20 protein-coding genes are annotated in these 23,314 nt (G+C 50.3%); 5 read left to right on the forward strand and 15 right to left on the reverse strand.

Annotation, left to right across the window (positions count from 1 at the left end; all coding sequences use genetic code 11):
* Positions 1–156: 156 nt before the first annotated feature.
* Together RSX24_RS12480 and RSX24_RS12485 are read right to left on the reverse strand one after the other, a co-directional pair.
* Positions 157–1,122, reverse strand: a complete 966-nt coding sequence (locus tag RSX24_RS12480; RefSeq protein ID WP_343260783.1) for a GerAB/ArcD/ProY family transporter — start codon at positions 1,120–1,122, stop codon at positions 157–159.
* Between the two features lie 129 nt (positions 1,123–1,251).
* Positions 1,252–2,352: a GerAB/ArcD/ProY family transporter gene (locus tag RSX24_RS12485; protein ID WP_343260784.1), complete on the reverse strand. Its 1,101-nt coding sequence runs from the start codon at positions 2,350–2,352 to the stop codon at positions 1,252–1,254.
* A 186-nt stretch (positions 2,353–2,538) separates the two neighbouring features.
* Between RSX24_RS12485 and RSX24_RS12490 the strand changes: the two genes are divergently transcribed.
* The gene (locus tag RSX24_RS12490) at positions 2,539–3,822 is read left to right on the forward strand and encodes a stalk domain-containing protein (protein WP_343260785.1); all 1,284 of its coding nucleotides are present in this window, start codon (positions 2,539–2,541) and stop codon (positions 3,820–3,822) included.
* 158 nt (positions 3,823–3,980) lie between these two features.
* On the opposite strand, the gene RSX24_RS12495 is transcribed toward RSX24_RS12490, so the two are convergent.
* The 9 genes from RSX24_RS12495 to RSX24_RS12535 all read right to left on the reverse strand — a co-directional run bounded on the left by RSX24_RS12495 (position 3,981) and on the right by RSX24_RS12535 (position 15,150).
* Positions 3,981–4,118: a paeninodin family lasso peptide gene (locus tag RSX24_RS12495; protein ID WP_236416965.1), complete on the reverse strand. Its 138-nt coding sequence runs from the start codon at positions 4,116–4,118 to the stop codon at positions 3,981–3,983.
* Between the two features lie 677 nt (positions 4,119–4,795).
* Positions 4,796–5,458, reverse strand: a complete 663-nt coding sequence (locus RSX24_RS12500; RefSeq protein ID WP_343260786.1) for a hypothetical protein — start codon at positions 5,456–5,458, stop codon at positions 4,796–4,798.
* 270 nt (positions 5,459–5,728) lie between these two features.
* The gene (locus RSX24_RS12505; RefSeq protein ID WP_236416962.1) at positions 5,729–6,160 is read right to left on the reverse strand and encodes a MarR family winged helix-turn-helix transcriptional regulator; all 432 of its coding nucleotides are present in this window, start codon (positions 6,158–6,160) and stop codon (positions 5,729–5,731) included.
* A 234-nt stretch (positions 6,161–6,394) separates the two neighbouring features.
* A complete protein-coding gene (locus RSX24_RS12510) occupies positions 6,395–7,279 on the reverse strand; it encodes a carbohydrate ABC transporter permease (protein ID WP_236416961.1) in 885 nt (294 codons plus the stop codon).
* A gap of 22 nt (positions 7,280–7,301) precedes the next feature.
* Positions 7,302–8,192, reverse strand: a complete 891-nt coding sequence (locus RSX24_RS12515; protein WP_236416960.1) for an ABC transporter permease — start codon at positions 8,190–8,192, stop codon at positions 7,302–7,304.
* A 97-nt stretch (positions 8,193–8,289) separates the two neighbouring features.
* Positions 8,290–9,972 carry an extracellular solute-binding protein gene (locus RSX24_RS12520; RefSeq protein ID WP_438286826.1) on the reverse strand — a complete coding sequence of 561 codons (1,683 nt, stop codon included), beginning with the start codon at positions 9,970–9,972 and terminating at the stop codon, positions 8,290–8,292.
* Between the two features lie 174 nt (positions 9,973–10,146).
* Complete coding sequence (locus RSX24_RS12525; protein WP_343260787.1) at positions 10,147–11,286, reverse strand: response regulator transcription factor; 1,140 nt, start codon at positions 11,284–11,286, stop codon at positions 10,147–10,149.
* Positions 11,283–13,043, reverse strand: coding sequence for a sensor histidine kinase (locus tag RSX24_RS12530; protein WP_339277991.1), 1,761 nt, complete (start codon positions 13,041–13,043; stop codon positions 11,283–11,285). Before RSX24_RS12530 ends, RSX24_RS12525 begins: the two co-directional genes overlap by 4 nt.
* 163 nt (positions 13,044–13,206) lie before the next feature.
* Positions 13,207–15,150: a glycoside hydrolase family 127 protein gene (locus tag RSX24_RS12535; protein ID WP_343260788.1), complete on the reverse strand. Its 1,944-nt coding sequence runs from the start codon at positions 15,148–15,150 to the stop codon at positions 13,207–13,209.
* 141 nt (positions 15,151–15,291) lie between these two features.
* Between RSX24_RS12535 and RSX24_RS12540 the strand changes: the two genes are divergently transcribed.
* Complete coding sequence (locus RSX24_RS12540; RefSeq protein WP_236416950.1) at positions 15,292–16,137, forward strand: helix-turn-helix transcriptional regulator; 846 nt, start codon at positions 15,292–15,294, stop codon at positions 16,135–16,137.
* Between the two features lie 76 nt (positions 16,138–16,213).
* Here the strand turns inward: RSX24_RS12540 and RSX24_RS12545 are convergent, their stop codons facing one another.
* The gene (locus RSX24_RS12545; protein ID WP_339277989.1) at positions 16,214–16,630 is read right to left on the reverse strand and encodes a MerR family transcriptional regulator; all 417 of its coding nucleotides are present in this window, start codon (positions 16,628–16,630) and stop codon (positions 16,214–16,216) included.
* A gap of 167 nt (positions 16,631–16,797) precedes the next feature.
* Between RSX24_RS12545 and RSX24_RS12550 the strand changes: the two genes are divergently transcribed.
* Positions 16,798–17,145, forward strand: coding sequence for a carboxymuconolactone decarboxylase family protein (locus RSX24_RS12550; RefSeq protein ID WP_236416945.1), 348 nt, complete (start codon positions 16,798–16,800; stop codon positions 17,143–17,145).
* Positions 17,146–17,218: 73 nt separating this feature from the next.
* The gene (locus tag RSX24_RS12555) at positions 17,219–18,259 is read left to right on the forward strand and encodes an NAD(P)-dependent alcohol dehydrogenase (protein WP_236416943.1); all 1,041 of its coding nucleotides are present in this window, start codon (positions 17,219–17,221) and stop codon (positions 18,257–18,259) included.
* A gap of 138 nt (positions 18,260–18,397) precedes the next feature.
* Here the strand turns inward: RSX24_RS12555 and RSX24_RS12560 are convergent, their stop codons facing one another.
* Positions 18,398–19,225: a serine/threonine-protein kinase gene (locus RSX24_RS12560; protein ID WP_343260789.1), complete on the reverse strand. Its 828-nt coding sequence runs from the start codon at positions 19,223–19,225 to the stop codon at positions 18,398–18,400.
* 262 nt (positions 19,226–19,487) lie between these two features.
* Entirely contained in the window at positions 19,488–20,879 is a 1,392-nt protein-coding gene (locus RSX24_RS12565) for an MFS transporter (RefSeq protein WP_343260790.1), read from the reverse strand.
* A 114-nt stretch (positions 20,880–20,993) separates the two neighbouring features.
* Here RSX24_RS12565 and RSX24_RS12570 point away from each other — a divergent pair, with 114 nt between their 5' ends.
* Positions 20,994–21,890 carry a LysR family transcriptional regulator gene (locus tag RSX24_RS12570; RefSeq protein WP_236416938.1) on the forward strand — a complete coding sequence of 299 codons (897 nt, stop codon included), beginning with the start codon at positions 20,994–20,996 and terminating at the stop codon, positions 21,888–21,890.
* A gap of 80 nt (positions 21,891–21,970) precedes the next feature.
* On the opposite strand, the gene murB is transcribed toward RSX24_RS12570, so the two are convergent.
* The gene (gene murB / locus RSX24_RS12575) at positions 21,971–22,900 is read right to left on the reverse strand and encodes a UDP-N-acetylmuramate dehydrogenase (RefSeq protein WP_343260791.1); all 930 of its coding nucleotides are present in this window, start codon (positions 22,898–22,900) and stop codon (positions 21,971–21,973) included.
* Positions 22,901–23,314 lie beyond the last annotated feature (414 nt).

Here is a 23,314-nt window from a genome sequence, read left to right on the forward strand (position 1 = left end):
TTTGAACATTCCCTGCACCTGCCTTGTCCCCCTTCGCCCGTTTTTTTCGAATCAGGCTTACCGACAACAGTAATATCGGAACAATCCCGAACAAAACCAGAAAGACGTTGTCCAGCTTGTTTCCTAATTCAATGGTTTCTTCCACATTTTTAGGAATCATCGCAACAAGATAAACGAAGGGTAACAACGTATAGATGATGCCTGCACATGTTTGATTCGAAATACCACGCTCACTCCGATCGAAGCAGCATAATGCGAAATCGCAAACGTTGCATAAATTTGCATGATCCAAATGATGAGCAAAAAGGACTCGAAGTGCTCAAAAACAAGTCCCTCAATTTCAAAACTGCGGATCAGATCCAGTGTGGGCCAGGTCCGATTCCATATCCCATCGATGGAAAGACTGCCGATAACCATCACCACAGTGATCAGATAAAACGCCGTCGTTATTCCGGTGCTCCACAAAACGGCCTTGCGTCCTTCGTTCGGCTTTTTCATGTTTGCTGACAAAATGAACAACACCTCAAATCCGATAAAAGACAGCAAGCCTGGCTTGACTCCCTTCACGACAGGCAAAATGCCCTCTCCAAGCAATGGTCTTAAATAATTCAGATGGAACAGCTGAATGCTGAGCAGGACCTCTAGCACAAACAGCACCAGCGTAATCGGCAGAATAATCCCCAGCACACGTACGATGACCTTTAACCCCCCAAGCAGCATATACATCCCGATCCACATAAAAATCATCATTATGGCCCATAGGGGCGTCCCCTCGAGCAAATACATGCCCGTCACCTCGGCCATAATTCGGATCTCGTAAGCAGCCCTTACGAGAAAATATACGATCATGCAGAACCCGATCGGGATCGCGATCCATTTGCCCGTAATCTCCGGCATGAATTCGAACAGTGTTTTCCCCGGATATTTCCTGCACAGTCCAACCATAATGTACCCCATGCCCACAACGACGGCTCCTGACAATATGATGGAAATCCAAACATCCGGAGTTCCGCCAGCCAGGACCGTTGATCGGGGAACCATAAAAATGGCCGCGCCGAGCATGGCATTGATCAAAACCACAATCGTATCCGTTGTGCTGATTTGCGATGGGGATGGATTCACTTCCTTCACCTCCGGCGATGTTTTTTCAATTCAATGTTGCTTATGATCCAATGAGGCTGCATTCGATTTCTTGGTTGTAATCGCTCTTTCTCGAACCGGGTCAACATTTTTTCTGCATTGCGAGAGTTTCTATAACCTGCCTGCCGCCCCTTTTCTCGCAAAGCTGAGGATCAGGAGCATCAAGGGCATCAATCCGAACAAAAATATGGATATATCACCCAGTTTGTCTCCCAAAGACAAGGTTTCATCCAAATTCCGTGGCAAATAGGATAGCACGTACAGAACCGGAAGCAGCGCATACTGTATAACCTGCACGTTTTTGAGCCGAAATAATTCCCGCAATCCGATCGACGCAAAATAGTGCTTAAAAACATATGTGGCAAAAATTTGCGTCAACCAAAAAACGAGGAAAAAGGACTCGAAACGTTCGAAAAAAAATCCTCCGATTTCAAAGCTTCTAACCATGTCTAATGTCGGCCACGTTCTCGTGTGAACCCCCTCCAAAGACAAATTGCCAATGACCATCACAATCGTAACCAGATATATGAGAGTCGTCACCAGTACGCTGTAAATGACCGCTCGGCTTCCTGCTTTGGCGTTGGCCATAAAAGCCGTTGTTATTAACACTACCTCGTAACCCGAATAGGACAGAAATGAAGGTTTGATGCCTTTCAACACAGGCATGAACCCTTCGCCCAGCACCGGCCGCAGGTTGTTGAGATCAAATAACCGCCCGCTCAAAAGGAATACCAGCAGAAACAGCGCCAGCGTGATCGGCAGCATGATTTCGAAAACCCGTATCATCACCTTCAGTCCGCCATTCATCATATATAGTCCGATCCACATGATTACCATGATGGAAACCCAGCTTGGGGTGCCTTTTAGCAGGTACATGCTTGTAATTTCCGCCATAACCCTGATTTCAAACGAACACAACACAACAAAATAGGAAACGATTAACATCCCCAAGACATATGCTCCCCATTGCCCCGTAAGTTGCGGAAGGAATTCAAACACCGTTTTTCCAGGAAACCGCCGGCACAATGCCACCATCATTAGGCCGATCGCTGTAACTAACAGCCCTGACATCAGCACGGAGATCCATACATCCGGGGTCCCTACCGCCTTGCTGATGGTACGGGGAAGCGTCAAAATGCCCGCACCGAGCACACTGTTTAAAACGACGATAACGGCCTCGGATGTGTTCAATTTGGTGCCTGCTTCACGCATAAATAGGTATCACTCCACTCAGGAGATTTTGACCACAGTATCTCCAACACCCACCATTTTATGTAAACGAATCTTCTTTACCTACCCTTTGAAAATTGGAACTCTATGAAAATTTTGCTATACTATACCATGCTAGATTCGTAGTTATGAATACGATCTTCGTACATGCATTGGAGGTAATCAGTTATGTTCGCACATCGTGTCGGAAGAAATGCCCTTGCTGCGATTGTTGCATTATCCCTGTTCGGGGCTGCTCCGGGTGTCAGCCATGTACAGGCAGTTCCCGGCATTTCGGTCTTGCTTGATGACGTTGGCCTGCAATTCGATGCCGCTCCCCGGATCGAGAAAGGCGTTACGTATGTTCCGTTCCGCACGGTGGGCCAAGCTTTAGGCATCGAAATTGCCTGGAACGGCAAAACCCAAACCGTTCAGGCTGCAGGCAGCGTAAAAGGTGAAACCGTTGAAGTTCTGCTTCACGTTGGCAGTACGACAGCCACGGTGAACGGTAAACAGGTTAAACTGGCAGCTGCTCCAATCCAGAGAGAAGGACGCGTGCTGATTCCGCTTAGTTCATTCAGCGCCCAATTCGGCGTTGGCGTAAGTTGGAACCAATCGACACGTACCGTTTCTCTCGTATCTCCGCAAAAGGAAATGCACCTTAGAGCTTTCTATGCCGTGCAGTCCTTCCAGGAAAGGGATTTGGTGTCCTCCATGAATTCGGTCGCCTACGGCTGGAGCCGCATCGACCGCGATGGCCAATTCACGCTGGAGGGCGATGAATACCGCATGCCTGCCGCTGCCGGAGAAGTAACGCCGCAGTCCCTTGTTCAAGATGCGGCCAATCAGGGGGTTCGCCCGTACCTGATGGTTTATGCGTTGGATGGCAGCGGGGAGTTAACCCGGATGCTGAGCGATAGCAGCATGCGTCAAAAATCGATCGATGGAATTGCTGCTGCCGTCAAGGAGAACGGATTTGGAGGAATCGTGCTGGATTTCGAAGGCCTCGGCTTCAAACTGGATGCCGTTGAACAGCAAAAGTTGTTTAACCAATACGTCAAAGAGTTGAAGAATGCCGTCGCTTCCGACATCTCCCTGTCGATCGCCGTGCCTCCCTTGAACGGGGCTTACAAAGGCTACGACTACAAAACGCTCGCTTCGGTTGCCGACGATCTGATCATCATGGCGTATCAGTATAATCCCGTCGGCACCAAAGCGCAGGTACCCGAGCCGAACTCCCTTGTGGAGCAAGCGATCAAACTTGCGCTGGAAGCTGGCGTACCTAAACAGAAGCTGCTGCTAGGCATCAGTCTGGGCAGCGAGAAACCTGATTCCGTCGATGACAAGCTGGGGCTTGCCAAGCGATACGACCTAAAAGGGGCAGCATTCTGGCGACTCGGCTTGTTCCGCGCGTATAACAGCGGAATGGAAGGTGCCATCCATGCATCGGCCATCAAAGAAACGGAATCATAATTTGCAGTGGAACCAATCTGCTCCCTATGGAGAGGTTGGTTCTTTTTTTCGCCAACCAATGAAAAAAAGTCGCCCATGGGCGACCTTGAGAGAGAGATTATGTTCATAAGTACAGCTCAGCACGGAATACCTGAACCCATATGGCTTGTGGAAAAGGATTAGGACAGTGGATCATAAATGTCCGCATCATGCTCCGTAACCCAGTCGATTTGTCTGTAGCCTGCACCAGCCAACGTTTGAGCAACGTCCAGTACTTCCAATACGGGAGCTTGCCACATTTCTTTTTTCGCTTCCATCTTAGCCACCTCCTTCTTTGAAAGATTCAATGCTCATGATGCAATCTTGGCAATACATTATGTATCGCAAAGATATTATAAGATACATTTCGTATCCAGTAAACATTTAATTCCATTTTCCACCCCCGGCAATCTACTCATTTCTACATGCCAGGGACAATAGCACTTAACAATCCAAGGAGATCCCCATATATTGCACTATCAACAAGTTAGGGGGGATTCACAGTGAAGAAAAAATATTATTCTCATCATCATCACCATCACGGCCATAAGCCGAAATGCTTTGTCAAAAAAATCACCAAAACCGTCGTTACTAAAGTCAAATTTGTTCCGATCGCAAAGAAAAAGCACTCTCACGTGAAGATTGAAATCGTTCCTTGTAAAAAAAGAAGATACTACTAATTTTATCTAGCTTGGTATGCAGGATGCCCCATTTTGTGGGGCATCCTGCATACGATTTTGAAGAACTACACCTTAACGGATGTACATAAAGCCCTGCCATGATTCCACTGGAAATGCCTGTTACGACCGTCTGATAGTCTACCAATGTGCCAAAAATAGTTATGGAGCTATTCATAAGGCCAAACAAAGGCGGCGGCATGGTTCTTATCCCCTTCCGGAGGATAAGGGCTTTTTTGTGCACACTAAAAAAGTCGCATGTTCTGCGACTTCATCGTTTAACCGTTCAATGTTCTTTGCGGCTGAAAAGGCTCCGAATGCCGCATTCTGAATTGTTCAAACACGCATTGAATGTCAGCCTCGCTCAGGCCATGTCTTTTGAAGTAATACATGATCGTTTCCAAATCGGTAGGATCGCCCGCATGGATTCTCTCCACTTTGTTCATAAAAGCTTGTACGGTTTGCGACTGTATACTGCCCATCGGTTCGCACAACCAAAAGTCAACGCGCTTTACTTCTCCGGTGGCCGTCCAGTGCAGCTGCTCATACTGGATCACTTCCCAATCATGATACCCGGCCTGAATTTGCTCATACTCCGTCTGCAGCATATCGTACAGCAAATGCTGCGGCACACTCCCATGCACACTGTAATAATCTTTTAAATTAAGACCATGCACGCGCTCCGTGAGCACGAACTTGCCTGGGGCATAAGCATACATTTTAGGGACATGGCGAAGATTCTGCATGGATAACATGGCATCACATTCCATCTCTCCGTCTAACTTCCCTCGAGCGGTATATACTTTCAGACTGTAATTTTCCAATTCGTACAGCGCTGAGCGGTCCCCCATCAATGAAGCCTGCATGTTCAAGTGACCGTTGCTTTCGTAATGTTCCAGCAATTGCACAATGTTGGCCGAAAGCGGATTTACAACCTTCATAAGAACTCACCTCGAATCTGTTCCAAATATAAAACGTTTTCTTAAATAGCTCAAGTTTTTATTTTAAGGGGTACAACCCGGATGAACATATCCAATTTCACCCGAACATGAACGATCTGCTCGAAATTTGTGCTTTCATTTCAAACTACAATTTGATCTTACCGGCTGGAACGCGTTTCATGTCAATGGTGATTTTGGAGTGTGTTTAAACAAAGAGCCATTCTCCCCCGGGACCCGGAAAGGAGATTGGCTCTTTGTCGTGACGTTCGCTTACAGTTTTTGAATCAGCGACTGGATCTGCTGTTTGAGATCTCCTTGTTGCAGAGAGGTTTCCAGCATCTCGTTAAACGTAACAAGCGCTTTGCGGAATTTCTCTTGCCCCAGACCGGTAATGCACGTGTAGATCCCTCTGCGGTCATCCTCGCAAATATGCCGGTTCAGGGCACCGCAGTTCTCGGCTTCCATCCGGCCGACAAGCCGGGATATGGCACTCTGGCTCAAGCCAACCAGGTCCTGCAGCTGCTGCAGCCTTAATTTTTTCTCATCGGTCTGCATCAAAAAATAAAGCACGAAAAATTCTTTCAACGACAAACCGTATTCAGCTTCTAACACACGCTCCAGCTCATCATTGATGTTCGTTTGAATATTCGTAAGGGAAATCCACGTATTTAAAAGTTCGTTCGAGTTATTCGCTGCGTTCATTCAATCACCTGATCTATTCAGTAATATAAAACGAAACCCATTCGCCCATCCTGCATCCATTATGCGAATAACTAATTTTATCAAGCTTCCTCCATTTGGTCAAAATGTAAGCCAAAAAAGCCTTCATGAACAAGGAACGGATTGGTCCATCTTCATGAAGGCTTTTTCGATTTGCATAAAATGCACCGACCAGGGGCCCATGCCATATCCGCCCGAATTCATATGAATGAAGCGCTACTCCTTTACTGACCCAAGCGTAATGCCATGGATGAAAAAACGCTGCAGGAACGGATACACAATAAGCACGGGAAGCATGGCAATGAATATTTTTGCGGCATTCAGCGTTTGATTGGATAACTCGTTCATCCGCTTGTATTGGTCTTCCGTCATGTTGGACGCGTCGATGACGACGACGAATTGCTGGATTAACGTTTGCAGCGGATAATGATCCTGTCCGGAAGTCAGCACCAGCCCGTGAAAGAACTCGTTCCAATGATACACGATGGTGAACAACGTGACTGTAGCCAGTACCGGCACGGCCAGCGGAACATAAATGGTGATCAACATGCGCCACGGTCCGGCCCCGTCCACGAGAGCAGCCTCGTCCAGTTCCTTGGGCAGATTCCGGAAATAGTTCACGATCAGAATAACGTTAAAGACCGGTACTCCCCCGCCTAAAACAAGCGCCCAAATGGTATCATACAGCCCAATCGCTTTCACGGTCATATACCAGGGAATCAAGCCGCCGTTGAACAGCAGCGTGAACACGAGAATCCACATGAATACGTTGCGCATCCGGAATTCGCGCGGGCTCCTGGAGAGCGGATAAGCCATCATCGTTGTTACAACAAACGTGATGGCTGCCCCAAGCACCACCCGCTGAATGGAAATCCAGAAGGAATTGAAAAAGGAACGGTCTCCGATAATTTGCTGGTATGAATTGAAATTGAAACCAACGGGCCACAGCCATACTTTCCCGGCAGCAGCCGCCGATTTCTCGCTTAAAGATACCGCCAGCGTGTACCAGAGGGGCAATATACACAGGAATGCGATCAACAGCAGCACGACCAGCAGCGTGACATCGAACACCCGGGATCGCAGCGTCGTTTCTCTTATCATCTCGCTCGACTCCTTCTCCTTATCAGAATATGCGGTAATTGGCGAACTTCGAAGCCAGCAGATACGAGACGATGATGAGCACAAAGCTGACTACCGATTTTAGCAGGCCAACCGCGGTTGCGAGTCCGTACTGCATGTTCAGCAACCCTTCGCGGTATACCCATGTATCGATAATATCGCCCGTCGAGTACAGCAGCGGATTGTACAGATTGAAAATTTGATCAAAACCTGCATTCAGCACGTTTCCCAAACTTAACACCGCCAAGAGTACAATCGTCGTGCGCAATCCAGGCAAAGTCACATGCCAGATTCTGCGCATCCGGCTGGCTCCGTCCATCGAAGCTGCTTCGTACAAGGCTGGACTGATGCCGGTCAGCGCGGCCAGGTAGATGATCGTGTTGAAACCGAATTCCTTCCATACGTCACTACCCACGACAATAAACGGGAATAAGTCTGCTCGGGCAAAGAATAACACCGGTTCAAATCCAAGGATGCTCAGCAGTCCGTTGACAGGACCCGTGTACGAAAACACGTCGAGCAATATGCCGGACAGAATGACCCAGGACAAAAAGTGAGGAAGATACACGATCGTTTGCACCCAGCGTTTGACCACCAAGAGACGCAGTTCATTGAGCATGATCGCAAAAATCAACGGCACGATCAGATTGCCGGCAATTTTCATGACGGCTATATACACCGTATTGAAGAAAATGGTCTTGGTATCGTTCAGGCTGAACATATATTCGAAGTTCTCCAGCCCGATCCAGGTCGATTTCCAGATGCCTTGACCCGGGTTGAAGTCCTGAAAAGCAATGGCAATCCCGAACATCGGTATGATGCTGATGAACAGCAGCCACACCATTCCGGGCAGCAACATGACGTAATAATGTTTGATGAAACTTCGGTTCCGCATCCGGTGTTCCTCCTCCGCAATCTCCATCACGTTCTACTCAAGAAGAAGCGCCGGATGAACCCGGCGCCCTGGACAGCTGCCCCCTTAAAATGACGTACTACTTCACGTACTCTTTGACTTCCTCGGTGATTTTGTCCCCGCCCTGCTTCTTCCAGTCGCTGACGAACGTATCGAACGTATCGAGAGGGGCCGCTCCCATAATGATCTTCAGGAAAGTTTCGTCCTCCAGCTTCTTCAGGTTGGACCAGCGGCTCTCCATCGTGCGGGTCTGGGAATACAGCAGGCTATATACCTTGTTGTAGTCCTGCTGCAAGGACGATGATCCGACCAACAGGGAATAGATGCGGCTCCATACGCCAAGGTCTGCCTGAGGGTCCCAATACTGGATGTCCATATTGTCATACGGCTCTTTCTTCACCTTTTTGACATTCTGGATATCTGCCGCAAGCAGTTTGTAACCCGGATCGGTAAAGTCTTCGGGTTTCTTCGTACCGGCGAGTACCTCTTGCAGCGCTTTCGCCGAATATTCGCTCTCATCCATGTAAGACATCGGAACACGCAGCGGGTAGTGCCCCACTGGCACGGAGATATCGAATGTAGACTCGTCGCGAATGAGCAGGTTCAGCATTTTGATGACAGCTTCGGGATGCTCGTATCCTTTGCGAACGACGACGAATACGGTAGAAGGAGCGCCCATGTGGGCGTTGAATTGCCCGTCGGCATCCAGCGGCAACAAGTAGGCCTGCCAGTTGGCATTCGGATCGTTTTTGATGGCATCGGGCAGAGGTCCATACCCCATCCACCACGGCGCGAAAAAGATACCCGCATTACCGTTGACCACAGGCTCGGACGCGCTTTTGCGAATGCCGAGTTCCTTGTCGATTAACCCGTCAGCGTACATATCGCGCAGTTTGGCGAGCGCTTCCTTCGTTTCCGGCAAAATGGAACCATAGACCGGGTTGCCCGCATCGTCTTTTAACCAGTAACCGGGATACGCCTTGTAGGCCCCGAAAATCGGATCAAGTCCATACGTGTTGTTCGTCGACTCCAGGAAATTGGCGTATAACCGCCCGCCGTTCTGCTGTCCGGCAACTCCGATCGTATCATGCTTACCGTTGCCGTCCGGATCCTGTTCCACGAATGCTTTCGCGACCTGCTCCAGTTCCTCCATCGTTTTGGGCGGCTCAAGCCCCAGCTTGTCGAGCCAGTCCTTGCGGATCCACATTTGGTGAACGCCGTCGGAGTGTACTTGTATACTAGGAATGGCATACATTTTTCCGTCAAATGTGACCGCCTCGGCCGATACGCCGTTCGTTTTTTCCATATAACTCTTCATGGCCGGCGAAGCGAATCGATTAAATGCATCTGTCAGGTCTTCCAGCTGACCCGCCTTCACCATCGCCCGCAGCTGAGTATCCTTGACCACGAGCGCGTCGGGCAAATCGTTGCTTGAAATCGCCAGGTTCACTTTCTGCTCGTAGTTCGTGCCGGTGGCCGCCTGCCAGGTGACCTTCGTATCAATGTTCAGGTTATCCTTCACATAACGCGAATACTGGTTATTCTCCGGGGTATCCCCGGCAGGCAAGCTTTTGTCCGTTGGATCGACCTCTTTGCCATACGTCAGGGTAATCGTCTGATCATACTTGCCGAACGGATCTGCCGGCCCTTCTTCCGTAACGCCTGGCGTGGTACTGTTCCCCGCCGCTTCGTTCTCCTGGCTGCCCGCGCTGCTGCAGGCGCTCGTGAATGCGAGCAGCAGCATCATCGCCACCATGACCATTTTTTTGCCCAAATGGATGCTCCCCCTTTATTGAAATGTCATTCGCGTCCAGCACCAACAATATAACACGAGCCTGAAACATCGATAGATAGAGAACCGAACGAGAAACAGGAGGTGAAACGTCCGATTTTGTTAACGCTTACAATTCATTTATCCCACCCAAGCTCCATCCGTCTACCCTCGTCTTGGCGCATTCCGGTATTCGCTCGGCAGCATACCCACCTGCTCACGGAAGATCCGGCTGAAGTACTTCTCGTCGGCATAACCCGTATGCTCCGCAATCCAGACAATCGGTTTGGCGGTTTGAGTCAAGTAATCCCGTGCTTTATCGATCCGGATTTTGCGCAGATATTCATTAAAAGAATAACCGACCATTTCCTTGAAGCATTGATTGAAATAACTGCGGCTGAGATTAACACGCTTCGAGACATCGCTGGCGAACAAAGGCTTGTGTAACTCGTCATGTACGATTTTGACGGCAGTCAAGATGCTGCTGCTTACCTCTTTGCGGAGATACTGGCCCCCCGATAAACCAAGTGCTGCTGCGCGAAATTCCGCCATCCATTCCACCACGTCTTGCCAGGAGGCAAAATGAACGGGCGTGATCATTTCTGTTTGTACAATGGTTTTGAATATGCGGTTCCAGTCTACCGTGACGCCGTAAAGCAACTGCATCAACCGGGGCACGGGCAATTGCATAAGCCTCAATTCTTGCAGCATTTCATTCATATATCGCTCATCATGAACCCAGCGAAACGAGTGCAGCTTGTCCTTTATGCCTCCATCCTCCGCCTCAACCAAAGTTGCTCCGGTATGCTCCCGTTCGCCATTCGATTCGTTCAGTGATTGTGCACCGCCTCTTTCAAGCTCTCCGTAAAACAGTGCATCCTTACCGGATTCCGATGCAATATCGTCGTTGGAGCGTTTACGCCTGTCAGCCTGAATACGGTCATGAATGCGTCCAAGCACTTCTTCGAACCGTTCCTTCTCCAACTGCACTTTGGCAATGTAATCAATGGCGCCCAGACGCAGCGCTTCCTGAATGTATTCGAAATCCTGATGCAGCGTCAGAACCGCAATTGGCAAATCCGGGTATTGCTTGCGCGCGGCACGGATTAACTCGATCCCTGACATGACGGGCATGGCCAGATCGGTAATCAACAAATCCACGCGGTTCTCCGATAAAAATTCAAGTGCCTTCTCCCCGTTCCCTGCTTCGCCAATCACCTTCATTTCAAAAGCATCCCAAGGCATCGCGAGCATGAGCCCTTTGCGCACCAATTGATCGTCATCGACGATCAGCACGTTGATCATGATGGTTCCTCCCCTTTGCATTGAATCGGCAGCCCAATGACGATCCGGGTTCCCTTCCCCGGCTCACTGGTGACGATCAGGCTGGCATGGCCTTCATAATAAGACTCCAGCATACGTTTGACATAATTCATGCCGATGCCCATGCCAACCCGATGTCGTTCGGCCTGCTCCTGTTCCAGCAGTACTTTGATCTTTTCTTCGGAGATGCCTCTGCCGTTGTCCCTAATCGAGATTTCAAGCCAGCCGTTGTGCCTGCTTACTTCCACTTCGATCCTTCCCTTGTCATCCAGCCCATGGTACAGCGAATTTTCAACGAGCGGCTGCAAAATGAACCTCGGTACCGATACGTTAAGCAGTTCGTCATCGATGTGTATGCAAACATCAAATTGAAAATTATAGCGAATCTGCTGCAAGATCAAATACTGCCTGAGCGAATCGATCTCCTCCCGGATGGTAGAGCTCTGGCCGCCTTTGCGCAAATTGTAATAGAGCAGCTTGTTCAGCGAAGTGACGAGTCGGTCAATCTCCTCTTGACCATTCATGACAGCCAGCCAATGGGCAGTATCCAGCGTATTCATCAGGAAATGAGGATTGATCTGGTACAGCAGCTTCTCGATTTCCAGATCCGCCCTGCGCTTCTCTTTGAGTTCGACCTCGGAATACAATCTTGCAATGTGGGACTTCATCCGCCCGAACTGTGTCAGCAGCATTTCAAATTCCGGTATGCGCGAGTTGGCGTCCACCACGTTGAAGTTGCTGTTCAGCATCTGCTTCATCTCCCGGTGGAATTGGGACAATGGCCGATATACCATTTTCCACAACAACCAGCCGATGGCCAAGCTGACTGCTGCAAACAGCACGGTTAACAGGACCATCTGCATCACCCAGCGGTTTTTCTCCTGGTCGTAATCCGCTTTGGAGATAAGGGAAACCACGCTCCATCCCTGGTTGCTGAATTGCCTGTACCAATAATAGCCCGAAGTGATCCCTGAAGCTGCCGCAGTAAGCGAAGGATTGTCCGAAGCCGGAAACGCCGCGTTTTCGGGAAATACATCCCTTAACTCGCTGTACGAGACACGTCCATGATTATCCAAAATAAGATGAGCTGTGTTTTTGCTGACATCATCCAGGTCAAGAATGCTTTGCGTTAGGTTAAACCCGCTTTCAATGTATACATAGGCATCGCCCCGTTCGGGCAAATCCACCTTTCGCAGCGCGGAAAGAACATATTGATCGTTAAATCGGTCATTGCTGATATGAGGCCCAAAATACGTGATTCCGTAATATTCGGCCATAATTGGCAGCTGATCCGGATCAAATGAATCCTTTACCCCCATCGTTTCAAAGAGAACGTTCCCGTCTTCGCGAAAATAGTACATGCTTAACCCGATATTGGGATTGGTGAACGCAATCAGGTTCAGCTGGTATTTGATCTGGTCGGTTAAATAACTGCGGTCATAGGGTTGATCTGCAATCATAAGCTGCTCCAGCTGTTTGCCGATGCTTCCTTCGAAGGCGAGCTGCTGGGAAACATGGTTCAGGTTGCTGAGCGTGTTTTCCAAAGAAAGGGTCACCTGTTTCAGATTGCTCTGGATGCCGGATTGCAATTTGGTCGTGAGAATGGAATTGATCGTATTGTAGGATAGGTAACAGGATAAGAGGAAGGGGATGAGGGCCACGGCGGCAAAAAGCAGAAGAATCCGATTTTTTAGCGTAATTCGTTCGATACGGGACTTTTGTACATGTTCTCTATCCATGCATTCAACTCCGCTTCCGCGTTTCAACATGCAGGGCATGACGGAAGGCCCCCGTTAGTACAGAGGGACCTTCTGTCCTGCAAGACTTGAAACCGCACATTATGGTCGGGCAACAGTACAACGCCTTGAAACGGAGGGTTGCGCTGATACCTCCATCTCTGCATCAATGGCGCAGCCAGACGCTCATTTCACCAGGTTCACGGTTCCCCCATAAGTAATAAGGAATTGCCGTAAAGCGTACCGGCGTGCGGGGTTTGCGAATCGGCTGGTACGGCTGGTCCTCCGGCCATGCGGATGCGTCTGCGGTGAATCCGTCACCCTCTACCACAACACATCCGCCGAGCAGATGCGGGGCTTCGCGCTCGGTCAAGTTCGCTGCCTCGGCAATGGACAACGAAGCAAGCGGCGCTCCGTTATCCGCTTCTTCCACGCAGTATACGAGCGGTCCGCGCTGAATGGCAGCTTTACCGGCGTCAGCCCGAATTTGCGGATGAGCTTCGATCAACTGCGTTTCCATCGGCAGCAGCCACTCCAGCGCATCTCCTTCCGACCAGAGACGGCGGATATGAGCATAACCGTTGTTCACCATATATGCCTGCACTTCGCCATTTACTCGCAGAACAGGCTGCCCGCTCTGGAACCAGTTCGGAATCCGCAGCGCCAGCGTAAAGTCCGTGCCGTCTGCGCTTCCTGGAGCAAGCGAGACGTTGAAGTCAACTTTGCCGTTCCATGGGAGCTCGGAATGCTGACGAAGCGTGACTTCCCTGCCTTCGGCCGACGTAAATTGCACCGTGCTGCCAATGTACAAATGAACGTGAACCGCGTTCTCCTCCGCAGACACATCATAAATATAATCGTTCAGCGAGCTGAGCAAACGGGCCACGTTCGGCGGGCAGCAGGAGCAGCCGAACCATTTTTGGCGGACCGGTTTCACATGATGCTTGTCCGGATTGCGTTTGCTGGCCTCCGGCCATACCTCAAGCGGGTTGACGTAGAAAAAATGTTTGCCGTCCTTGGACATGCTGCCAAGCACGTTGTTGTACAGCGCACGTTCCATCACGTCCGCATATTCGCTTTTCGCTTCCAAGCGAAGCATCCGGCGCGCCCAGAAAATCAGTCCGATGGATGCGCAAGTCTCCGCGTACACCGCGTCATTGGGCAGATCATAATCGAAGGTGAACGCCTCGCCCAGATGCGTCGCACCAACGCCGCCCGTAATGTACATCTGTTTACGAGTGGTATTGGCCCACAGCCGTTCGCATGCCGCTCGCAAACTGTCATCCCTCGTTAAACGAGCCAAATCGGCCATGGCCGTATACATATAAACGGCACGCACAGAGTGTCCGACCGCAGCCGTTTGCTCGCGCACCGGCAGGTGCGATTGGTACATCTCCAGATGGGGCGAACCTTGCGACCAGAGCCCCGTTCTGCCGCGCCGTTCCCATTCCTGGACGAAATAACTCGGGCTGCTGCCCCGCTCATCGATGAAATATTGGCTCAATTTCAAATAACGCTGCTCTCCGGTCGCATGGTACAGCTTGACCAGTGCCAGTTCGATCTCCTGGTGTCCGCAATACGCTCGCATCTGATTCTCCCCTGTGCCGAAAAGCGTATCGATCAAGTCGGCGAAACGGCATGCAATGTCAAGCAGCTTCCTTTTGCCCGTCGCTTCGGCGTAAGCCACTGCGGCTTCGATCAGATGTCCCGCGCAGTACAGCTCATGGGCCTCGTACAGGTTGGTCCACTCTTTGCCCGGCTCCTTGATCGTAAAATAAGTATTGATGTACCCATTATCGCGCTGCGCCTGACCGATCAGATCAATGGCTTCGTCCGCGATGTTCTCCAAATCAGGATCAGGATGGCTCCGCAGCGAATAAGCAACCGCTTCCAACCATTTATATAAGTCGCTGTCCTGAAACACCCATCCCCCGAATTCGCCCTGTTCCAGACCGGCAGCGATTCGGAAGTTTCGGATGGCGTAGCTCGGCTCCGCCCCTTCAATGCGGTCATTCAGCGCTTCCCATTGATATGGAATGACCGTTTGACGTACCAGCTCGGAATAGCCCTCCCAAAATTGGTCCCGGATGTGAACCTGTGTTGTCTGCATCAAACGTACCTCCTATATAAATTGACTCTTTACGAACTCCATTATATGCTTGGTATTACTCACTTAATAGCAATGGAATGAACCAATTTCTATAAAATATAACACAGGCAAAGGGGTGTGAACGTTCTGGACGAAAACACCATGATTGAGCTTCGGATGCCCCCGCTCCCCTATTATTTGGGATCAGGCCGGACAGAGTACACCATCGGGGATCAACATCCCCACCGCAGTCATATTGGAGCGTATGATTTATTGATTATTGTCCGTGGAGAGATGTACATCGGCGAGAATGGATCGCAATGGACGCTCACGGAGGGAGACATGCTCCTGCTGCTGCCAGATGCAGAACACTATCCTGTCAGGCCCTGTGAGCGGGATACCGTTTTTTATTGGGTTCACTTTGAGCATGCACCCAAACGGGATGCATTTCCGGCAGAGCAAACGGAGAGCAGTCCATCCCCCTATTCAACCAGGCCATTCATTAACCCTTACACGCTGCGGCTGCCGAAATACATGCATTTGCCTGACCCGCGGACGGTGTTGGGGATGGTGGAGCAATTGCTGGCCCAACCGCCCTCCCTCTCCTTTTGGCAGGAGCAGCAGCTGCTTGGCGAATTGCTCGGCTTGCTCGAAGAAGGGAGCTTTGGTCGAACGGATTCGGTGGCTTCCCGACTGGCGGAACGGACTGCGGCATACCTTCAGGCCCATTATCGCGAGAAAATCACCAATGAAGCGATCGCGTCGGCCCTGCATTTTCATCCGAACTATATCGTACGCTGCATGAAAGCGAGATACGGCTGCACGCCGTCGGACTATCTGCAGCAGTATCGGCTGGAACGGGCCAAACGTCTCCTGGTCACGACCGACTGGTCCATTGACCGGGTCGCCGAGGAAGTCGGGTTTCGTTACTCCCCCTATTTCTCCTCCTGTTTCAAACGTGAATTCGGACTTTCACCGCTGCAATTCCGCAAACAATATTTGAAATGAAAAAAGAGCGAAATCATCCCGTACCCTTTACGGTGTGATTCGCTCTTCTTTGATGTTCAAGCGGTAATGCAGATATTCAATTGCCCGTTCTTGTTTCCTTGGATTCGGCGATTCGATCTGTATCGAGTTCTGCTTCGCAAGCGGACAATATTCCATCATAATCTTCGATTTTCAGATCCAGTCTGCGAATGGTCTCCTCGATTTCCCGCTGCTTGGCTGCCAGTTTCGTGCGTTCGTCGATAAGGATTTTTTTGCGATCCTCAAGGGTATGGTCCCCTTTCATGAACAATGAGGTATATTCGATCAGCGCTTCGATGGTCAACCCTGCGCTCCGCATGCATTTGATGAATTCCACCCACTTGATATCCTCTTCCGTATAATCGCGGACCCCGTTCTCTTTCCGACGTACCGGCGGAATCAACCCGACCTGCTCGTAATATCGAAGCGTTGCCGACGTCAAATCGAATTGCTCTGCCACTTTCGTTATATTCATTGATTCACCCCATTAATCTTCATCGTTTTAACTTATCACTTAAAGTTAACTTGAAGTCAAGAGATATACATCCAACTAAAAAAAATTAAATCCCCTCTTGCCTTCAAGTGGACTTGAAGGTCTATACTGCATCTTGCGCCTGAAAAAACGATAGGAGGCTGATCGATATGGCGGAAAAGCAAACAGCTGGACGGGATCTGCTGGGCGGCTTCGCACCCAAATTCGCCGAACTGAACGACGACGTCCTGTTTGGTCAAGTATGGTCCAGGGAACAAGAACTCTCCCCTCGCGACCGCAGCATGATTACGATTGCTGCATTGATTGCCGGAGGCAGCTTCGAACAATTGACGCCTCATCTTCATAGAGCAAAGACAAACGGCGTGACGAAAGAGGAAATCAGTGAAATCATCACGCATCTTTCCTTCTATGTCGGCTGGCCGAAAGCCTGGTCTTCGTTCAACATTGCCCAGGAAATTTTTAACACGGAGCAAGAGAACGCGGATCGCAATGCCTAATGAGCATCTGCAGCAACACTCTCTATTTTTTAAAATTCTCACTAAAAATAAATACACAAAGGAGTTTTGAATCATGTGCCAAACCAAAGTATTGAGCGCACCAAGCGCAAAAGCCAAATTCGAAAGAACGACGATCGAGCGCAGAGACCTGCGTCCGCAAGATATTCTGATCGATATCAAATACAGCGGCATCTGCCATTCGGACATCCATAGCGCCTACGACGAATGGGGCGGCGGCATCTTCCCGATGGTCCCTGGCCACGAAATTGCCGGTATCGTCGAAGCTGTAGGATCGGAAGTATCCAAGTTCAAAGTCGGCGACCGCGTTGGCGTTGGCTGCTTCGTGGATTCTTGCGGTGAGTGCGAATACTGCTTGAATGGAGACGAGCAATACTGCACCAAAGGCGTGGTACAAACCTATAACAACCTGGATTATGACGGAAACCCGACATACGGCGGTTACAGCCAAAAAATCGTCGTCAAAGAAGGATTTGTCGTTCGCATTCCGGACAGCCTCGGCCTCGATGTGGCAAGTCCCTTGTTGTGCGCAGGCATCACGACCTATTCCCCATTGAAACATTGGAATGCAGGCCCTGGCAAAAAAGTAGCCATCGTCGGCATGGGCGGATTGGGCCACATGGCGATCCAATACGCGCACGCGCTTGGGGCCGAGGTTACTGTGCTGAGCCGCTCCATGGACAAGAAAGACGAAGCACTCCGCTTTGGCGCAGACCACTATTATGCTACCGGCGATGCGGAAACGTTCAAGACGCTCGCGGGCCGCTTTGACCTGATCCTGAACACCGTATCGGCCAACCTCAATGTGGATGCTTATCTGTCACTGCTGCGCATCGACGGCACGATGGTTAATGTGGGTGCGCCGGCCGAACCGAATCAATTCAGCGTATTTTCGCTGATTATGGGCAGACGCAGCATTGCCGGTTCCCTCGTCGGCGGCATCGCCGAAACCCAGGAAATGCTTGATTTCTCCGCAGAACATGGCGTCGTGCCGCAGATCGAAGTCATTTCCGCCGATCAGGTAGACGAAGCGTACGAGCGCGTGCTGCGCAGCGATGTTCGTTATCGCTTCGTCATTGACGTCGCTACGCTGTAAGTCGTATAGCTAAAATGGAAGGGCGGCCTGTTTACAGGTCCGCCCTTTTGATTATGCTCATGGTGGCGTGCATCCGTATATTTTGATTAATCCCATGAAATTTCCGCAACGATGAATAACCGATTCCCCTCATCGGGCTTATCGGGCTAAAGCTTCCGTCCAAGCCGAATGAAACTCGTTAATGCTTGAGTACCGCTCAGCCTTTTCCGCCTGCACGGCCTTCAAGGCAATACGGTACAATTCATCCCCTGCTCTCCACGCTTCCCGCGAACGATCCGTTCCGCCGCCGAACAGCTGGAAAGCGGCAGCACCCATCAGATACACATTTGATCTTTCGTCAATCACGGCCCCTTGTTGAAACTCTTCCGGCGACATGTAACGGCTTGACCCCCACATCCGCCCCATCGTGTTTATGATCGGTTTGTTTTTGCTATAGAACTCGATGTCGCACAGCATCATTTGCTTTCGCTCGAAATCGTACAAGATGCAACCGTCATAAAAATCGATGGCGATGTACCCTCGTGAGTGAACATGGATATGGAATAACACAATTTCATGAAAGATGTTTAATTTTTCTGTCAGCGGCAACGTTTCAAACCGTGCATGTGACGCATACTGCCTACCCATACAATCACCCTCAAACCAATTGAACACGGTAATATATCCTCCGTTAACTTCCTTATGCCCGATCAAATGGATTAGCGCGGGGTGAGACAAGTCTTCGTAAATGGAAATCGTGCCTTTCATGCGACTCACGGCTTCATCCGGGCTTGTATTGGACCGCACGGTCGACGCTCCCGCTAGTTTTACAAACCGTTTCCGTTCTGCACTCTGAACTCCGAAACACAAATTGCCCGAATCCTGCTGGTCATAAACTTTAAACACGCGTCCATAGTCCGACAGAAACTCAAAATCGAAGTCTTCTTGCAAATCAAACGAAACGCCATCGATCGTTTTGGTGATCATTGCCCACGCTCCCATCGGAATTCAGAATCACTATTTACACAGAGCAACTACGTGGTCAGAACCATCTTCCGATCGCTGTTATCCCCAGATTTTTCTTATCCCTTTCTCAAGGGGAAATCCGGTGATAGCTTATGCTTCCGATGCAGCTTTCCTTCAGAAAGCTTTTAGGCGACCGCTTCGCTTCTTCAGATTCTTTCTGCCCTCTCCGTTCTCGTTAATTATATCGTTCAATTTATATATGCTGGCACAGATATTATAGTTTTCATGAAAACGTCTTGTCCACTACGGCTGATTCGGACTTTTTCAGGTTAATGATAACCAGAGACACGGCAATGACGGCAAGAACCAGACCAAGCACACGAAATCCCGAGGCGCTGAACTGTTTACCCATAATAATGCCTGTTAACAATGACGAGCCGATCGTACCCAAATATCGCGACGTATTGAACAGTCCGGATGCGACGCCGATCATTTCATGGGGTGAACTATGGAACAGCGCTGCCTGTATTCCCACTCCGTTCAAGCCATTGGCGATCCCGAATGCAGCCAAGGCCACGATCACCCCGAAAACGGACGAGTACGCATTCAAACTCACCATCCATATGGAACCAAACACCATAAGTGCGCTGGAAGCCAGCAATGCTGGCCGGGCTCCCGCACGATCCACCCAACGGCCTGCAAACGGCGATGCCACAAGCGAGCATAGTCCCAGCGTCAGCATGATCAAACCCGTATTAAATTCGTCAACGGCCCGAACCATCTGCAGGTACGAAGGCACGCCGAAAAACAGCGCATAATATAACACATTGATCAGGATGTATTGTACGTTGACCCAAGCCATGCCCGGATACCGGACAAACGCCCGCAAAGGAATAAATGGTTTATCTATAGCCAGTTCGCGCCTAATGAACAAAACGAATGCGATTAACCCGACAACCCCGATGATTACCGGCCACAAGGACCATTTTCCGACAGAGCTCCAGGAGAGCAAGCTTACCAAAGTGCCGATCAACGCCAAGGAGAACAGCAATATGCCGTAGAGATCGATGAACTGCAACCATTCGCGAAAAGATCTTGCTCTCGCTTCGGACTGTCGCGTGTTTTCAGTCGGAATGAACCTCCACGATAACAGGAACCCTGCCACCACGAACGGAACGTTGACGAGAAAAATGGCGGGCCAGTCCTGCCAATGGATGAGCATTCCCCCGACAAAAGGTCCGATCGCAGCCGCACCGGATAAAAAAATGGACAATACCGACAAGGCCGCCCCTTGTTTGGTCGTCACATGCACGCGAACGAGTGCCATGCCAACGGCAATCATCATGCTTGTGCCAATGGACTGTATGATCCGGAAAACGATTAACCAGCCAAAGGTCGGGGACAACGGCGCCAGCAAGGAGGAGATAAAAGCAACGGCAAGGCCGGTCAAAAATATTTTTTTGCGCCCGAATAGGTCACTGGCTTTGCCCATAATGGGTTGGGCGATTGCGCTTGCAACATAAAACGAAAACACGATCCACGATACCGTCGCAAAATCCAGCGCATACACTTCTTTCAGCCTGGCCACGGCCACGGAGATCATGGATGAATTCAAGGGGTTCAGTAAAATGCCGAGCCCTACCGAAATGATTAACCATCTGCGATTTACATTCATTGTGGTACCCTCCTGTTGTTGATGATGTCATCTTACCGGAGGTTGTTCATTTATTCCAACGCATTTTATGTTATGATTTCATGTACTTAAGGGAATAAGCAAAGGAGAATGGGGATGGAACTGTTACAATTGCACTATTTCTTGGCCGTCGCCAGGCTGGAGCATGTCACCGAGGCAGCACGGAGCTTGCACGTTACCCAGTCTTCGTTAAGCAAAACGATTCAGCGGCTTGAAGAGGATTTGGGGGTGCCCCTCTTCGACCGTACGGGAAGGAAATTGCGGCTGAATGAATTCGGTAACCGTTTCCTTCAGCGTGCGGAGAGAGCATTATTTGAATTGGAACAGGGGCAGCAGGAGCTCAAGGACTTGTCCGGTCCGGAACACGGTACGTTGGAGCTGGCCGTAACCACCGCAAGCCGGCTGCCGCAAATTTTGAGCATTTTTCGGCAAAAGCACCCTCATCTTCATTTTCATGTGCAAATGCTGACCACGGATGAGATGCTGGTTCGCCTTCATCGCGGAGAGGTCGACTTCTGCCTGTCTTCGCCCCCGGTTAAATCGGATGAAATTCACTGCGAAACGGTATATGCCGACCCGATTCTCGTGGCCGTCCCCCATGGTCATCGACTGGCCAATCGGCGCAGCGTGCCTTTGTCGGAATTAAAGGACGAATGGTTTATTGGCGTAAAAAAAGGCTACGCTACGCGCGACCTCGTCGATGCCAGATGCCGATCGGTCGGATTCGTACCCAACTACGTGTACGAAGGAGATGAACCCGCCAGGCTGAGCTCGCTGGTGGAAGCCGGGATCGGCATTGGATTCATCCCGGGCACAGCAAAAAATCCGAGAGAGCGGATATCTTATTTGCGAGTAGAAGACGTTCAGTTGGTGCGGGAAATCGCCCTGTTATCGCACAAAAACCGATATATCTCTCGTGCCGCCCATGATTTTCGCGAGGTCGTTGTCGAGTACTTCGCGACGTTATCATTAGAAGATCAGCACCAGACATGAACAATGAAGAGGACCTGCCGCTCGGCTTGAGCTGCAGGTCCTTTTACCAAAATCTTCGGTTATGGTTATAAGATGCGTGCTTAGCTGCCTGCCGGCGCCTCATCGCCAATGATGATGACTTCCGTCTCCAGGTCCACGTTGAATTTGCGGCTCACCGTTTCCTGAATGAGCGCGATCATTTCGATGTAATCCTGCGCCGTCGCATTGTCCACGTTAACGATGAAACCCGAATGTTTACGGGACACTTCCGCGCCGCCGATCCGGGTTCCCTGCAGCCCGCTATCTTGAATCAGCTTGCCCGCGAAATATCCCTCCGGACGTTTAAACACGCTTCCGCAGGAAGCATATTCAAGCGGCTGTTTGGACTCCCGCGCATAGGTCAGTTCATCCATTTTGGCCTTAATCTGCACCGGATCTCCAGGCGCCAGGTTGAGCTTGATATCGATGATGATGTCCTTCTTGCCCATAAATACGCTCTTGCGATAGCCCAGCAGCATATCTTCACTCTGCAGCGTCATTATTTCTCCCGCCTCAGTGACAATCGTCGCCGACTCCATCACATCGGACATTTGGCCGCCATAAGCTCCGGCGTTCATGTAGAGCGCCCCACCGACCGAACCCGGAATGCCGCAGGCAAATTCAAGACCCGTGAGGCTGGATGCCAGCGCCTGTCTAGAAACGTCTATGATCGCCGCCCCGCTCTGGGCGACGATCGTGTTTCCGTGCACTTCAATCTTGTTCAGGTTTTGGAGGGACATCGTAATGCCGCGAATGCCGCCGTCCCGCACGATCATGTTCGAACCATAGCCCAGAATCGTCAACGGGATGTCATTCCCGGCTGATCGTTTTACGATGGCTGCCACTTCGTCGACCGTTGTCGGGAACATCAGCACATCGGCGGCGCCGCCCAATCTTGTATACGTATAATTCCGGATCAATTCGGAATATTTGATATGTTCCTCGGGGAAATCGCCAAACAGAGTTTGGCATAATGCCTGATAAGAATTCATGATTTCTACCACCTTGTCTTCAATACATGTATATATCATTATACGCCGGGTTGCCCGGTTTTGCCCAAACAAATCCGAACGTTATTATAAATTCGCAAAAAAACTGCGAATCAGCCACCGTTTTGAAGCGTCGCGTTCGGCGGCCAGCAAGCGTTGAATATGCTCATTATACTAATCGATCCAGAAGTGCTTGACAAGTAAACTGCATTGAAATTAATGTATAGAACTCGCACTGGCCATGTCCGGATTCATCTGCATCATTACCGTTTCCAGCCGGTTTGCTGCCGCAGATCAGCGAGGGATTGCCCTGTTTACAGGCAAATGAAGGAGACGCCCATTGCTGCTCGCCGTCATCGTTGGTTTGGCCGCCTTTAACACGGTTGCCGCCCTTTCATCCAGCTATGCCCTGATTCT

The sequence above is a fragment of the Paenibacillus hubeiensis genome, from assembly GCF_032334105.1.
GTDB classification, from domain to species: domain Bacteria; phylum Bacillota; class Bacilli; order Paenibacillales; family Paenibacillaceae; genus Paenibacillus; species Paenibacillus hubeiensis.

Excerpts from the sequence above, each read along its gene's own strand:
- RSX24_RS12485 (WP_343260784.1), bottom strand. The coding sequence starts at position 2,352 with ATGCGTGAAGCAGGCACCAAATTGAACACATCCGAGGCCGTTATCGTC.
- RSX24_RS12490 (WP_343260785.1), top strand. The coding sequence starts at position 2,539 with ATGTTCGCACATCGTGTCGGAAGAAATGCCCTTGCTGCGATTGTTGCA.
- RSX24_RS12495 (WP_236416965.1), bottom strand. The coding sequence starts at position 4,118 with ATGGAAGCGAAAAAAGAAATGTGGCAAGCTCCCGTATTGGAAGTACTG.
- RSX24_RS12500 (WP_343260786.1), bottom strand. The coding sequence starts at position 5,458 with ATGAAGGTTGTAAATCCGCTTTCGGCCAACATTGTGCAATTGCTGGAA.
- RSX24_RS12505 (WP_236416962.1), bottom strand. The coding sequence starts at position 6,160 with ATGAACGCAGCGAATAACTCGAACGAACTTTTAAATACGTGGATTTCC.
- RSX24_RS12510 (WP_236416961.1), bottom strand. The coding sequence starts at position 7,279 with ATGATAAGAGAAACGACGCTGCGATCCCGGGTGTTCGATGTCACGCTG.
- RSX24_RS12515 (WP_236416960.1), bottom strand. The coding sequence starts at position 8,192 with ATGCGGAACCGAAGTTTCATCAAACATTATTACGTCATGTTGCTGCCC.
- RSX24_RS12520 (WP_438286826.1), bottom strand. The coding sequence starts at position 9,972 with ATGGTCATGGTGGCGATGATGCTGCTGCTCGCATTCACGAGCGCCTGC.
- RSX24_RS12525 (WP_343260787.1), bottom strand. The coding sequence starts at position 11,286 with ATGATCAACGTGCTGATCGTCGATGACGATCAATTGGTGCGCAAAGGG.
- RSX24_RS12530 (WP_339277991.1), bottom strand. The coding sequence starts at position 13,043 with ATGGATAGAGAACATGTACAAAAGTCCCGTATCGAACGAATTACGCTA.
- RSX24_RS12535 (WP_343260788.1), bottom strand. The coding sequence starts at position 15,150 with ATGCAGACAACACAGGTTCACATCCGGGACCAATTTTGGGAGGGCTAT.
- RSX24_RS12540 (WP_236416950.1), top strand. The coding sequence starts at position 15,292 with ATGATTGAGCTTCGGATGCCCCCGCTCCCCTATTATTTGGGATCAGGC.
- RSX24_RS12545 (WP_339277989.1), bottom strand. The coding sequence starts at position 16,630 with ATGAATATAACGAAAGTGGCAGAGCAATTCGATTTGACGTCGGCAACG.
- RSX24_RS12550 (WP_236416945.1), top strand. The coding sequence starts at position 16,798 with ATGGCGGAAAAGCAAACAGCTGGACGGGATCTGCTGGGCGGCTTCGCA.
- RSX24_RS12555 (WP_236416943.1), top strand. The coding sequence starts at position 17,219 with ATGTGCCAAACCAAAGTATTGAGCGCACCAAGCGCAAAAGCCAAATTC.
- RSX24_RS12560 (WP_343260789.1), bottom strand. The coding sequence starts at position 19,225 with ATGATCACCAAAACGATCGATGGCGTTTCGTTTGATTTGCAAGAAGAC.
- RSX24_RS12565 (WP_343260790.1), bottom strand. The coding sequence starts at position 20,879 with ATGAATGTAAATCGCAGATGGTTAATCATTTCGGTAGGGCTCGGCATT.
- RSX24_RS12570 (WP_236416938.1), top strand. The coding sequence starts at position 20,994 with ATGGAACTGTTACAATTGCACTATTTCTTGGCCGTCGCCAGGCTGGAG.
- murB (WP_343260791.1), bottom strand. The coding sequence starts at position 22,900 with ATGAATTCTTATCAGGCATTATGCCAAACTCTGTTTGGCGATTTCCCC.